Raw genomic sequence first — 12,797 nt, 5'->3', positions numbered from 1 at the left:
TCATAACGGATGATCCTCCCACTCGCACCGACAACCCGTGGCGGTCGTCCGTGCAGCCACGCCTCAGTCCTCGATGTTGATCCCCATGCTGCGAGCGGTTCCTTCCACCATTCGCATCGCGGCTTCCACATCGGCGGCATTCAGATCGGGCAATTTCAACTCCGCAATTTCTCGGACTTTGTCCCGCTTGATCGTGGCCACTTTGTTCTTATTGGGCTCTCCGGAAGCCTTGTCAAGACCTGCCGCTTTCTTCAACAGGACAGCTGCCGGAGGGGTTTTCGTCACAAAGGTAAAGGAACGATCTTCAAACACGGTGATTTCCACCGGAATAATCATACCCGCCTTGTCAGAAGTACGGGCATTGAACTCCTTGCAGAAACCCATGATGTTGACGCCTGCCTGCCCCAGCGCCGGACCCACCGGCGGCGCCGGGTTGGCTTTTCCGGCCGGAATCTGCAGTTTGACGACTTTGATGACTTTTTTGGCCACACCATCCAACTCCTTTACAGAATGTGGTTCCCTCGGGTTAAACCCTCCCACGGTCAGACAAAACCGGGTGCTGTCCGGGATGTGGCACAAGTCCCGAATCAGCCGGAAGCAAACACAATTACATTATCACAACTCCAGGCAAAAAGAAAGATCGTACATGGGATCAAATTTTTCCCACCTGGTTAAAATCGAGCTCCACCGGGGTTTCCCGACCGAACATGTTCACCAGTACTTTCAGCTTCCGGCGATGGGGATCCACCTCTTCGATCGTGCCGACAAAGTCAGCGAAGGGACCCTCCTTCACCTTTACGCTTTCGGAAACGGAAAAGACCACTTTTGGCCGGGCTTCCTCCATCCCCATCTGGTTGAGAATGGTGTGAACTTCTTCCGGCATAAGGGGGGTGGGTTTCGCTCCGCCCCCGGGCGAACCGACGAAGCCCGTCACACCCGGGGTGTTGCGCACCACATACCACGAGTCGTCGGTCATCACCATCTCGACCAACACATATCCCGGGAAAACCTTGCGCTGGACCGTTTTCTTTTTCCCGTCCTTGTGTTCCACTTCTTCTTCCGTCGGGACGAGGACGCGAAAAATCTTATCCTGCATATCCATCGAGTGAACTCGTTTTTCCAGATTGGTTTTCACCTTGTTCTCGTAGCCCGAATAGGTGTGGACCACATACCAGTTCTTCTCCATGAAATCAGGGCTTAACCGCCCTGTCCCCCCTTATGACACAAAATTACCTGATTTGCTCGATCAGTGAAGCGATCCCCATATCGATCAACAAGGTAAACAGCGTAACCAGAATGACAGTCACCACTACGACCAGCGTATATTTTATCAGCTCTTGGCGCGTGGGCCATCGAACTTTTTTCAGTTCGGCTGCGCCGGTCTTGAAGAAATCGACAGTTCCGGTCACGCTCCTTTTGATGCCGGTGCCAAGGCGGCCGAGAAAACCCATGAGCGTCCCCCCCCTAAATCTCACATCATTTGGTTTCGCGATGCAGGGTATGCCCGTTGCAACGGGGGCAATATTTCCGGAACTCCATACGATCGGGATGATTCCGTTTATTTTTAGTGGACGAGTAGTTGCGCTCCTTGCAATCCGTGCATTCCAATGTGATCAAGACACGCAAGACCAAACACCTCCTCAAATACCGTGCCCACAAATTTTTACAGGCGTCATACAAATACCCAAACAACATTATCATACGAAGAACGGCATGTCAATGAATAGAAGACATGCCTCTCCATTATCGACGCGGATTCCCCACTTCAAACCGTCGGGAATTCTTTTTATTTTTTTCGAGAGAGAGAAGGAAATTGGCAGAACATGTCGAAATGAGAAATCAGGATGTACAAAGGGAATCGAGACAAGCACCAGATCACTTCCCACCTGAATCCATTCTTCTTCAGGAGGAGACCTCACGCACTTCGAGGTAGCGCTCCAGTTTCCGTTTTACACGCTGGAGGGCATTGTCGATGGATTTGACGTGCCGTTTCAGGTCGACGGCGATCTCCTGATAGGAACGTCCATCCAGATACAACATCAACACTTGGCGCTCCAAATCGCTCAAAATTTGTGACATTTTATCCTCGATATCATCAAACTCTTCCTGGTTGATATAAAGCTCTTCCGGATCTGAGGCCCGGCCCCCTGTCAAAATATCCATCAGGGTGCGATCGGAATCCTCATCGTAGATGGGCTTGTCCAGGGAAACATAAGAATTGAGCGGGATGTGTTTTTGACGGGTCGCCGTTTTGATCGCAGTGATGATTTGACGGGTGATGCACAGCTCGGCAAAAGCCTTGAAAGAAGCCAGCTTGTCCCCGCGAAAGTCGCGGATCGCCTTGAACAGCCCGATCATACCTTCCTGTACAATATCTTCATGGTCTGCTCCGATAAGGAAATAGGAGCGGGCTTTGGCACGCACAAAATTTTTATATTTGTGGATCAATTGTTCCAGTGCAGCCCTGTCATCCGCCCGAACATATTCCACCAGCTCTTCGTCGGCCATCGATTCGTAGTCCGTCAAAGTACATTGGAGATTGACGCTCACCTTCATCCCTCCGACCCGTTGGCTGGAAAACCATGATAATTGTATTATAGCTGAGTTGCAACAAAAACGTCAATTTTTCACCTATTTTTTCCGCCTCCACACTTCCAATATTTTCAACACCTCCTCCCCGAGCCCCTGTCCCAGGGTGGGCCTGGATCCCTGTCCTTCCTTGATTTTGCTTGAAATATCCCCTTTCATCCGCCTGAACTCCTCCAGCAACTCCCGGGAGGAAATTCGATAAGCTCCCTGTCCGAAAACGACCCGCTGCTCCAAATAATCGGAGGTGGCCACATAGATTCGGCGTCCGGGTTTTCGATGTTGTTTGACCAGCCGTTCGATCATCTGATCCGCCGTCTCGTGTTCTTTGGTGTAAAAGATGGTGATTTGTTGTTCGGAATATCGGGATCCGGCCCCCGGAGCACGGTGGGCGTCAAAGACGAGGAAAACCCGGCGGCCAAAGACGGTCTGGTATTCCGACAACAAGGTCGCCAACTGGTGACGGGCTTCTTCCAAGGGGAGAAGATCCCACTCTTCATGGGCTCCGATCACATTGTACCCATCCACGATGAGCCACTCTTCCAAGTCCTTCACGGCTTCATTTCTCCCGTCCGCGGAGCACTTCATACATCAGGAGTGCCGCCGCCACGGAAGCGTTGAGGGAAGAGATTAGCCCCTTCATGGGCAGACCCACGGTAAAATCACACTTCTCTTTCAGACGACGGCTGACTCCCTTCCCTTCATTGCCGATGACGAGGGCCACGGGAAGGGAGTAATCTATTTCATCATAACGGCTGGGGGCATCAGCATCACCGGCGATCAGCCATACCCCCCGTCTCTTCAACTCGTCGGCCGTCCGATTGAGGTTGGTCACCCGGACTACAGGGACGTGCTCAACGGCACCGGCGGAAGTCTTGGCCACTGTCGAAGTGAGGCCTGCCGCCCGTCGTTTGGGAATCACCACTCCATGAGCACCCGAAGCATCTGCAGTGCGAAGGATGGATCCTAGATTATGGGGATCTTCTATCCCGTCAAGCAGGAGAAAGAAGGGAGCTTCATCCCGCTCCTCCGCCCGTTGGAACAACTCTTCCAGATCCGCATACCGCCAGGGTTTGGCCTGGGCCGCCACTCCTTGATGGTTGAGCCCCGGGGCCACCCGGTCCAACGTCTGGCGGGGAACCTGTTGAATAGCAACTCCCTGTTGCCGAGCTTCTTCCATCAAAGGACCCAGCCCACCCTTTCCCTTGCCGGCCCCTTCCGCAACCAGAAGCTTGCCCATGCTGCGCCCAGCCTTCAGTGCCTCCCTCACTGCCCGGCGGCCGATCACCCATTCATTCTCCATCCTCCAACGCTCCCTCCAGTGATTGGATCACTTGTTTCATCCCTTGCGTCAAACGATCGGTGTTTCCTGTCAGATACCAATGTCCCACTAAAGTTTCCAACCCGGTGCTGTAACGATAATCCAGGGTGTTGACGTTTTTGGGTATGCTCTTGGCCTTGGCGTTCCTCCCCCGCTTGACCACCTCTTTTTCTTCTTCGGTCAACCAACCCTCCAAAATTCTGACCGCCTCCGCCTGGGCACCAGCAGAAACAAAGCGGACGGCCTTTCCTTGGATATTGTGAGTTCGTGACTCTCCCCGCGCCAAAAGATGATGCCGGATGAACAGTTCATAGACCGCATCCCCCAGATACGCCAACAACAGAGGATTTATCTCTTCCGGTCTTTTTTTCAGTGTTCCGATCTGTCCCAGAATCGATTCCATTTCATTTCCTCCGCCAGCGAACACCTTGGGGGGTATCCTCCAAAACAATCCCCTGTTCAGCCAGCCGGTCCCGAATGGCATCCGCCCGCTTGAAATCCCGGGCAGCGCGGGCCTGTTGCCGTTCTTCGATCAAAGCTTCAATCTCTCTGGCAAGGGAATCCTCTTCTCCCACTGTCACCAGGCCCAGAATTTCTCCCCCAAATCGATGGATCCAGTCCAACAAAATCGTGAGGGAGCCTTTGGGAACCACTGAACGGGCCACCGTCTCATTTGCAAATTTGACGCTCTCATGCAATACGCTGATCCCATTGGCGGTATTCAAATCATCGTCCATCGCCGCTTCAAACTCCCGGGTCAGGGAAGCAAGGCGCTCTTTCACTTCGGGTTCAGCCTCTCCTTCCTGAGCGGCCCCTATCCGGTGGTGCAAGTTGTTCACCGCCGTGTCGAAGCGTTCCAGGCTGCTTTCGATCTGGCGGATCGCCTCATGGCTGAAGGAGATGGGATTCCGGTAATGGGCCGACAGCAGAAAATAACGGAGAGCCCGGGGTGAATATTCTTCCCTCAATTCATGGACCCGAACAACGTTGCCCAAGGATTTGGACATCTTTTCGTCACCCATGTTGATATATCCATTGTGAAGCCAATACCGGACGAAGGGTTTTTCCGTCCAGGCTTCGCTCTGGGCCATCTCGTTTTCATGGTGGGGAAAACAGAGATCCATTCCCCCGGCATGCACATCCAGCGTGTCCCCGAGATATTTCCTGGACATGGCGGAGCACTCGATATGCCAGCCGGGACGTCCGCGGCCCCAGGGACTCTCCCAACTGATTTCACCGGGCTTCGCTTTTTTCCACAAGGCAAAATCCAGCGGATTCTCCTTCTTCTCATTCACCTCCACCCGAGCCCCTGCATTCAATTCTTCTATCGACTGCTTGGACAACTTTCCATAGTCCTTTTTCCGCAGGGACCGGTAGTAGACATCCCCCTCCCGTTCATAAGCATAGCCTTTATCAAGCAAAGAGCGGATCGCCTCCAGCATTTCGGGGATGTGTTCCGTCGCCCTGGGATGGATATCGGCCCGGTTCACCCCGAGCGCATCCATATCATCGAAATAAGCCTGGATGTAACGTTCCGCCAACTCTTCCACTGTGGTGTTCTCCTGGTGGGATCTTTCGATCAGGCGGTCATCGACATCGGTGAAGTTTTGCACGTAGGTGACGTCATACCCTTTATACTGCAAATACCGACGGACCACGTCAAAAAAGACAAACACCCGGGCGTTTCCGATATGAATATAGTTGTAGACGGTCGGCCCGCACACATACATGGTGACTTTCCGATCGTGCTGAGGTTGAAAGGGTTCAAGCTTTCTGGTTTGTGTGTTGAACACCTGCAAAGTCATCCTGTTCCTGCTCCCTTCGAATGGTTTCCAGTTCCCTCTCCAGACGCTGCAATTGACATCTCAGACGGTCGATATCCTTCTCCAGATCTTCACATGCTTCCGCCACCGGATCTGGCAGATCCGTATGATCGAGATTGCCGGGGGATTTGACACGAACTCCGTCCTGAACCACCACACGGCCGGGAACTCCAACCACAGTGGAGTTGGGAGGCACTTCTTTGAGCACCACGGAACCAGCCCCGATCTTGGAGCCGCGGCCGATTCGCATCGATCCCAAAACTTTGGCACCCGTAGCGATCAGCACCCCATCTTCAATCGTAGGATGGCGCTTCCCTTTTTCCTTTCCGGTCCCTCCCAGAGTGACTCCTTGATAAATGGTCACATGATTCCCGATCTCACAGGTTTCACCGATCACCACACCCATTCCGTGATCAATGAACAATCCACGGCCAATGCGGGCGCCGGGATGAATTTCGATGCCAGTCAGAAAGCGGGCCAGCTGTGAGAGAAGCCGGGCGCACAAAAACCATTTATGTTTGTATAACCAGTGGGCAATCCGGTACATCCAGATGGCGTGCAAGCCGGAATAGGTTAAAACCACTTCTGTCACGCTCCGGGCTGCCGGGTCCCTCTCGAAAACAGCATCGATATCGGATTTCAGGACAGAACGGATGTTTTTCCATCGCCGAAATGGATTCACTGCTCTCCCCTCCTTTTAATCGTGGCTAGTGCCCCTTCAGGCAACTTTGATCTTGTTTTTCAGCAAGGCGGGGGCAGGATAGTGGGGCGGCTCCGATCTCTTGCAAAGAGCGCAAAGGCGAATCAAATCCCCACCATCCTAGCCCATCTGTAATTTTCCATACAATGTTCGCTGAGGGAGCACTAGAAGCATTGTGAAAAAGCCGTTCACAGGGAGGGATAGGGTTTCACAACCATGTGCCCCCCTTCCTATGACGAGTTTGTCACACGCATCAAGTTCATCCGGATTCAAAAAAATCTCTGCAGCACAAGGCTGCAGAGACGGATGGAATCCGCGGTTCCACTCTGCTTGGCCGGACCTCCAGTCCGACCCGCTCTTCCCGTTAACGGAGGGGACCGGCCCGCCCTACCACCTCGGGGAGAAGCTTCGGGGGGCGGCTCACGGGTGCATTTCCGCCGGTCGGGAAGCGGAGCTCTTTCAGCCTGGCAGCTCCTCTCTGTTGAATCCCTTCCGCCGTACTCTCCCGGTCATCACCTGTTTTTGTTCATGAACGGAGAATACTTTCCCTTTGTTCCCGTATAACTTCGTTTATTATATACTCCCTTTTCTCTGATCACAACCACATGAGCCAGAGAAATAGATCATCCCTGCCTCTGAAGGAAACACTTCAAGCGAACCAACACAGTCTCCTTACCCAGGAGAGAGATCGTCTCTCTCAGATCCGGTCCGTGCACCTCACCGGTCACTGCAGCCCGCACCGGCATAAACAACTGTTTTCCCTTGCAACCGGTTTCCTTCTGAACTGACTTCAACAATTGTTTAACTGTATCCGCCGTCAACTCTTCCCCAGTGGATTCAAGTTGACGGATCAGTGCTTCCACCACTGTGGGGACCTGTTTCTGGGAAAGGATTTCTTTGGCATCATTGGAGTAGGACACTTCCTTGCGGAAAAACATTTCCGTCAGTTCGACCACCTGTGCCACATAGTCCAGCTGTTCCTGATAAAGTCCCACCAAACGGGTCACCCATTCCTTTTCTTCCCCGACAGGTTGTTCCCCGATCCGCCCGGCCCGGGCCAGATGGGGAATCGCCAGCTCAGTGATCCGCTCCGTGGAGGACTCTTTAATGTAGTGATTGTTCATCCACATCAATTTGGCCGCATCAAATACCGCAGGCGCTTTGGAGACCCGTTTTAGGGAGAAAAGGTGAATCAGCTCATCGAGGGAGAAGATCTCCTCCTCCGCTTTCTCTCCTTCCGGCGCCCACCCCAGGAGCACCAGGAAATTGATGATCGCTTCGGGGAGGTAACCCAATTCCCGGTATTGATCGATAAACTGAATGATCGATTCATCCCGTTTGCTCATTTTCTTCCCTTCGGCATTCAGGATGAGGGAAGCATGGGCAAAGACGGGAGGCTCCAAACCCAAAGCCTCGTACAGGAGAATCTGTCGGGGGGTGTTGGAGATATGCTCTTCACCCCGGACTACATGAGTGATCTCCATCAGGGCATCATCCACCACCACCGCGAAATTGTAGGTGGGACGGCCGTCGGGACGCAGAAGGATGAAGTCGCCGATTCCCTCCGTTTCAAACCGGACCTCCCCCCGCACCTCATCCTGGATGGTGATCTCCCGGCCTTCAGGCACACGGAAACGGATGGAGGGTTTCCTCCCTTCTTGCTCGAAGGTTTGTCGCTCTTCAGAGGTCAGGTGACGGCAGCGACCGCTGTATTTGGGAGCCTTTCCTTCCGCCAGCTGCCGTTCGCGATCCCGCTCCAACTCTTCCTGGGTGCAGTAGCAAGGATAGGCATGTCCAGCGTCCAACAATTTTTGCAGGTGCTTCTGATAGATCTCCAACCGTTCCATGGAGCGGTATGGCGAATGGGGGCCCCCCACATCCACACTCTCGTCCCAATCGATGCCCAGCCACTTCAAAGCCTCCAGCTGTTTCTGCTCAGCATCGGCAAGATTGCGTTCCACATCGGTGTCCTCGATGCGAACCACAAAAGCCCCGCCGTTTTTTCGGGCCCACAGATAACTGAACAGCGCAGTCCGTGCCCCTCCGATGTGTAGGTGTCCTGTGGGACTGGGCGCATAGCGCGTACGAACTTGTCTCATCGTCTCCGTTCACCTCTCGTGCGTGCTGAAATCTGCATGTTAATTCGCCATATTTTTGTTGAGGAGACCGTGTTCTGCCCTACAACTGTTGCATCCCCATTGGGCACAAGGGCGTGTCTGATGGGGTCTCCTGTGTGACCGTCTCCGATCTCTTGCGACAAGCGCATCGCGAGACCCGGAGTGAAGTAACCCTGGCAAGACTTGTACTGATGAGTGCAAAGGAGCTCCGCCAGTCACACAAGCCTCTCCTTCTCCTTACATCGCAGCTGAATTACCAGACCAGCCTCTCCAGGGTTGCTCCCGATCTCGCTACAGGACACGCCCCCTTCTGCCTCTCATCTACCGCTTAATCCCCAACCCTGACTCAGGCCTTTTTTACCAAACAGACAACCGCCATTGAAGCGATTCCTTCTTCCCGGCCGGTGAAGCCGAGGCGTTCGGTTGTCGTCGCCTTGATATTGATATCTGATAAGTCCGCCTGCAACAGTTGGGCGACGCACTCCCGGATCACCGGAATATGGGGGGCCATCTTGGGTTTCTGGGCGATCACGGTCGCATCCAAATTTCCGAGAACATAACCCGCATCGACAGCCATCCTCCACACTTGGCGGAGCAATTCAGCACTGTCCGCTCCCTCATACCGAGGGTCGGTGTCGGGGAAGTGCGTCCCGATATCCCCTTTTCCCAATGCGCCAAGCACTGCATCGGTGATCGTGTGCAGGAGAACATCCGCATCGGAGTGTCCCACCAACCCCTTGGAATAAGGAATGTTCACACCACCCAGGATCAATGGACGGTCCTCTGCAAACTGATGTACATCAAACCCTTGTCCCACTCTGATCATCGCGGTCGACTCCTCATCTTCCAAATCGCTTCCGCCAGAACCATATCTTCCGGCGTCGTCAGTTTCAAGTTGCTGTAATCGCCTTTCACCACCCGGACCGGCATGCCCATCGCCTCCACCAACATAGCGTCATCAGTGGCGGCCAATCCCTTTCTTTTCCCCTCCTCATGGGCTTGTACCAATAAGGAGCGGCGGAAAGCCTGAGGGGTTTGTACCGCCCACAGACCGCTCCGTTCCAGGGTGCGGGCCACATCCATCCCGGGGGCCACTTCCTTGATCGTGTCTTTGACGGGGACTGCCAACACAGCGGCATCCACTGACTTCAGCTGGTTTAACAACTCTGAGATCTGTTCGTGGGTGACGAAGGGGCGGACCGCATCATGAACCAGCACCCACTCCGTCGCCATTTCCTGCAGGGCTTGGTAAACACTGTCCTGCCGTTCCTCCCCCCCCAGTGTGACTCCTACTTTTTCCCGGGGAACTCCGTATTTATCCAACAACTGACAGACTGACCTTTCCTCGTCTTGATGGACTGCCAACACCAATCGACTGACGGCGGGATGATCGAGAAAAACACGGAGCGTCCGGATCAGCACCGGTTCCCCGCACAGATCGAGAAACTGCTTGCTGATCGGAGTCCCCATCCGCTTTCCCTTCCCCGCAGCCGGGATCACCACACCCGCGTTCACCGCACATCCCCTTTCAAACACAAGAGAGCCCGGCGGCGAGATTGTCCACCCGGCGCCGGGCGTCCGGAAACGCTCTGTGTTTCAGAGCGCCTTTTCCAGCAATTTCGGTTTGGCAAAAATCATTCTCCCTGCAGATGTTTGTAACACACTGGTGACCAAGACGTCAATCCGTTCCCCAATGTATTCCCGACCGCCCTCGATGACAATCATGGTGCCGTCATCCAGATAAGCCACCCCTTGACCATGTTCCTTTCCGTCCTTGATCACCTGAACATTGATCTCTTCTCCGGGGAGAACCACCGGTTTGACGGCGTTGGCCAGATCATTGATATTCAGCACCTTGACTCCTTGAAGCTCACACACCTTGTTCAGGTTGAAGTCGTTGGTCACCACTTTTCCGGACAACACCTTGGCCAGCTTGACCAGCTTGCTGTCCACTTCGGTCACTTCTTCAAAATCCCCTTCATAGATCAGAACACGCATGTTGAGCTCTTTCTGGATCTTGTTTAAGATATCCAGCCCCCTGCGACCCCGGTTCCGTTTCAGAACATCGGAAGAGTCGGCGATGTGCTGGAGTTCCTCCAGAACAAAGCTGGGAATGACCAGGGTTCCCTCCAAAAAACCCGTCCGGCAAATGTCGGCGATCCGCCCGTCGATGATCACACTGGTGTCCAAAATTTTATGTTCCACGTTGTCGCGACTTTCCTTTTCTTTTTTGCCACGATCTTTTCCTTGACGGTTCATGGTGAAGATGGCGATCAACTCATCCCGCTTTTTATATCCGACCCGAAATCCCAGGTAGCCCAACAGGGCGGACACCAGGATGGGAAGGACCGATGAGATGACCGGCAGCGGCAGTTCAGACAAAGGGGGCTCGATCAGAAATGCTACGATAAGACCGAAGATCAAACCCATTGCGCCAAACAGAGTATCTGCCGCCGGTATTTTCACCAGGCGCTCTTCGCTCCAATGTATCCAACGGACGATGACATTTCCGGTGAACCAATATGTCAACAGGTACAGGAGGAGCGCCCCCAGGACGGCTCCGATGTATCGAGGGGCCGGCACATCAACCAATCCGATGGGCGGTTGTTGAAGCATTTGAAAGAGTGTGGGTCCCAGGTAAAAACCGAGTGTCGCTCCGATCAATACGAAGGCCAAATGGACAGACCTTTTCAGCACGGGGCTTCACCTCCTCATTCACATTATAGACAATCACTGGAAATCAAAACCCTGTTATTTGCATCTCAGAGGAAATATCCCCGTCCTGCCAAGTCAGGCCCGTTCCACCCGGGGCTTGCTTTCCGATAGAATGATTTCGTCCAGCAACCCAAAGGCTTGGGATTCTTCCATCTCCTTCGCGAGTACCAGTTCACTGATCAGGATTTGGCGAGCATTGTCCAACATCTTGCGTTCCCCCGTGGAGAGACCTTTCTCCTTTTCCCGAAGCATCAGGCAACGAACCACATCGGCCAGATCATGGATATCTCCGCTCTTCATCTTGTCAAGGTTGGCCCGGTAACGTCTATTCCAATTACCGGAAACCTCTGAACTGCCATTGGCCAACCGCTCGATCACATCGGAAATCGTCTTCTCATCGACCACTTCCCTCAGACCGATGGTGTCCACCTTGGACATCGGGATCATCACTTTCATATCGCCGACAGGCATACGCATCACATAATAACGTTGGGATTCCCCGAGGATCTCCTTCTCTTCGATCGCCTCGATGATGCCTGCACCGTGCATGGGGTATACCACTTTGTCGCCGATGTTGAACACTCAACCCACCTCCAAGGGCAATATCCATTTCCAAGATATCACAATCGCAGGAGGAAGTCAATAAATTAAAATGAATATCTTAGCACATATCAAGCAATAACGTCAATAGATTTTTCGCAAAAGGGTCATTTCTGATCTGAATCCCGGAATAAATTGACACTTTCTTCAAGGAGGGGCTATAATTATTTTGTACGGAATCTTCGATAGCTTCCGACAGTTTGCCCATACCCCGATCCGGTGCTGATGCTCAGAATGGAAGAGGTGAAAAGAGTTGGAAACTGAAAACCTGCAGACTTTTCAGCAACAGGTGGCAGACCTGCTTTTGAGACATCGGAGTGTGCTGGATGTATCGTCCAAATTTCAGGAATCCAACAGTCGGGTGAATCGGGCCCTGATGAAGTCGGTGACGGAGTGCGGCTGTATTCGGATCCAGGCAGCCCGTCAACCCTTTACGGAAGGAACCCCCCTTGAGGAAACCAACCTTGATTCCCACTTGAGCGGGTTGCTGTGCGACCATTGTTTGGAAGTGGTCAAAACGGAGATGGGTAAAAATTTGTTTTACCTGGCAGCCATGTGTAACCTTCTCGAAATTCGACTGGATGAAGTAGTAAAAGAGGAATCAGAAAAACTTTCCACTCTCGGGGTGTTCAACATGAGATAGGAAAACTTGCTCTCCCGTGACAAACCCCCTATTCTTGCACACTTATAAGATAAGGGGGTGTCCATAATATTCTACAATGTACTCCCTACTCCCTTCTATTTTTTCTAAATGTGTAAAATCTAAATATGACTACTGACAATAGCGAATCCCCCGCAATCTTAAAAACGGCAAAAAAACACCCCTGGGTTTGGTCTTGACCCCGTCAAGTAGACAATGAAAAAAAGAACGGTTATGCGGCGACTTTTTCCCGATGCTCTACAGGGGAAAGGTCGCCCAATTTTTTCTGGAAACG

16 protein-coding genes and 1 other annotated feature are annotated in these 12,797 nt (G+C 53.0%); of the genes, 1 reads left to right on the top strand and 15 read right to left on the bottom strand.

Annotated features, from left to right (window positions below; all coding sequences use genetic code 11):
* Positions 1-63: 63 nt before the first annotated feature.
* The 15 genes from rplK to IEV46_RS13970 all read right to left on the bottom strand — a co-directional run bounded on the left by rplK (position 64) and on the right by IEV46_RS13970 (position 11,844).
* Entirely contained in the window at positions 64-489 is a 426-nt protein-coding gene (gene rplK, locus IEV46_RS14040; RefSeq protein ID WP_188433180.1) for a 50S ribosomal protein L11, read from the bottom strand.
* 163 nt (positions 490-652) lie between these two features.
* Entirely contained in the window at positions 653-1,186 is a 534-nt protein-coding gene (gene nusG, locus IEV46_RS14035; protein ID WP_188433179.1) for a transcription termination/antitermination protein NusG, read from the bottom strand.
* A 43-nt stretch (positions 1,187-1,229) separates the two neighbouring features.
* Complete coding sequence (gene secE, locus IEV46_RS14030) at positions 1,230-1,451, bottom strand: preprotein translocase subunit SecE (RefSeq protein ID WP_188433178.1); 222 nt, start codon at positions 1,449-1,451, stop codon at positions 1,230-1,232.
* Positions 1,452-1,476: 25 nt separating this feature from the next.
* Complete coding sequence (gene rpmG / locus IEV46_RS14025; RefSeq protein ID WP_009710880.1) at positions 1,477-1,626, bottom strand: 50S ribosomal protein L33; 150 nt, start codon at positions 1,624-1,626, stop codon at positions 1,477-1,479.
* 276 nt (positions 1,627-1,902) lie between these two features.
* Complete coding sequence (gene sigH / locus IEV46_RS14020; protein WP_188433177.1) at positions 1,903-2,556, bottom strand: RNA polymerase sporulation sigma factor SigH; 654 nt, start codon at positions 2,554-2,556, stop codon at positions 1,903-1,905.
* A gap of 75 nt (positions 2,557-2,631) precedes the next feature.
* Positions 2,632-3,141 (bottom strand): NYN domain-containing protein, encoded by a 510-nt coding sequence (locus tag IEV46_RS14015; RefSeq protein WP_229736132.1) that lies wholly within the window; start codon positions 3,139-3,141, stop codon positions 2,632-2,634.
* Between the two features lie 4 nt (positions 3,142-3,145).
* Positions 3,146-3,889 carry a 23S rRNA (guanosine(2251)-2'-O)-methyltransferase RlmB gene (gene rlmB / locus IEV46_RS14010; RefSeq protein ID WP_188433176.1) on the bottom strand — a complete coding sequence of 248 codons (744 nt, stop codon included), beginning with the start codon at positions 3,887-3,889 and terminating at the stop codon, positions 3,146-3,148.
* The gene (locus tag IEV46_RS14005; RefSeq protein ID WP_188433175.1) at positions 3,879-4,310 is read right to left on the bottom strand and encodes a Mini-ribonuclease 3; all 432 of its coding nucleotides are present in this window, start codon (positions 4,308-4,310) and stop codon (positions 3,879-3,881) included. Before IEV46_RS14005 ends, rlmB begins: the two co-directional genes overlap by 11 nt.
* A 1-nt stretch (position 4,311) precedes the next feature.
* On the bottom strand, positions 4,312-5,712 hold the full coding sequence (cysS, locus tag IEV46_RS14000) for a cysteine--tRNA ligase (RefSeq protein ID WP_188433174.1): 1,401 nt from the start codon (positions 5,710-5,712) through the stop codon (positions 4,312-4,314).
* Positions 5,672-6,412, bottom strand: a complete 741-nt coding sequence (gene cysE, locus IEV46_RS13995; RefSeq protein ID WP_268235915.1) for a serine O-acetyltransferase — start codon at positions 6,410-6,412, stop codon at positions 5,672-5,674. The genes cysS and cysE overlap by 41 nt, the downstream gene beginning before the upstream one ends.
* 313 nt (positions 6,413-6,725) lie before the next feature.
* Positions 6,726-6,952: a binding site (T-box leader), on the bottom strand.
* 101 nt (positions 6,953-7,053) lie between these two features.
* Positions 7,054-8,529, bottom strand: coding sequence for a glutamate--tRNA ligase (gene gltX / locus IEV46_RS13990; RefSeq protein WP_188433173.1), 1,476 nt, complete (start codon positions 8,527-8,529; stop codon positions 7,054-7,056).
* A gap of 364 nt (positions 8,530-8,893) precedes the next feature.
* A complete protein-coding gene (ispF, locus tag IEV46_RS13985) occupies positions 8,894-9,373 on the bottom strand; it encodes a 2-C-methyl-D-erythritol 2,4-cyclodiphosphate synthase (protein ID WP_188433172.1) in 480 nt (159 codons plus the stop codon).
* Positions 9,370-10,062: a 2-C-methyl-D-erythritol 4-phosphate cytidylyltransferase gene (ispD, locus tag IEV46_RS13980; RefSeq protein ID WP_188433171.1), complete on the bottom strand. Its 693-nt coding sequence runs from the start codon at positions 10,060-10,062 to the stop codon at positions 9,370-9,372. The genes ispF and ispD overlap by 4 nt, the downstream gene beginning before the upstream one ends.
* A gap of 81 nt (positions 10,063-10,143) precedes the next feature.
* Positions 10,144-11,244: a PIN/TRAM domain-containing protein gene (locus IEV46_RS13975; protein WP_188433170.1), complete on the bottom strand. Its 1,101-nt coding sequence runs from the start codon at positions 11,242-11,244 to the stop codon at positions 10,144-10,146.
* A gap of 93 nt (positions 11,245-11,337) precedes the next feature.
* Positions 11,338-11,844: a CarD family transcriptional regulator gene (locus IEV46_RS13970; RefSeq protein ID WP_188433169.1), complete on the bottom strand. Its 507-nt coding sequence runs from the start codon at positions 11,842-11,844 to the stop codon at positions 11,338-11,340.
* A 271-nt stretch (positions 11,845-12,115) separates the two neighbouring features.
* Here IEV46_RS13970 and IEV46_RS13965 point away from each other — a divergent pair, with 271 nt between their 5' ends.
* A complete protein-coding gene (locus tag IEV46_RS13965; protein ID WP_188433168.1) occupies positions 12,116-12,505 on the top strand; it encodes a DUF1573 domain-containing protein in 390 nt (129 codons plus the stop codon).
* Positions 12,506-12,797: the final 292 nt, after the last annotated feature.

Source organism: Kroppenstedtia guangzhouensis (assembly GCF_014637345.1).
In the GTDB taxonomy this organism is placed as follows: Bacteria; Bacillota; Bacilli; order Thermoactinomycetales; family DSM-45169; genus Kroppenstedtia; species Kroppenstedtia guangzhouensis.
The sequence above is the reverse complement of the archived record's forward strand: the minus strand, read 5'-3'. Positions and strand labels throughout refer to the sequence as shown.

Excerpts from the sequence above, each read along its gene's own strand:
- nusG (WP_188433179.1), bottom strand. The coding sequence starts at position 1,186 with ATGGAGAAGAACTGGTATGTGGTCCACACCTATTCGGGCTACGAGAAC.
- secE (WP_188433178.1), bottom strand. The coding sequence starts at position 1,451 with ATGGGTTTTCTCGGCCGCCTTGGCACCGGCATCAAAAGGAGCGTGACC.
- sigH (WP_188433177.1), bottom strand. The coding sequence starts at position 2,556 with ATGAAGGTGAGCGTCAATCTCCAATGTACTTTGACGGACTACGAATCG.
- rlmB (WP_188433176.1), bottom strand. The coding sequence starts at position 3,889 with ATGGAGAATGAATGGGTGATCGGCCGCCGGGCAGTGAGGGAGGCACTG.
- IEV46_RS14005 (WP_188433175.1), bottom strand. The coding sequence starts at position 4,310 with ATGGAATCGATTCTGGGACAGATCGGAACACTGAAAAAAAGACCGGAA.
- cysS (WP_188433174.1), bottom strand. The coding sequence starts at position 5,712 with ATGACTTTGCAGGTGTTCAACACACAAACCAGAAAGCTTGAACCCTTT.
- gltX (WP_188433173.1), bottom strand. The coding sequence starts at position 8,529 with ATGAGACAAGTTCGTACGCGCTATGCGCCCAGTCCCACAGGACACCTA.
- ispF (WP_188433172.1), bottom strand. The coding sequence starts at position 9,373 with ATGATCAGAGTGGGACAAGGGTTTGATGTACATCAGTTTGCAGAGGAC.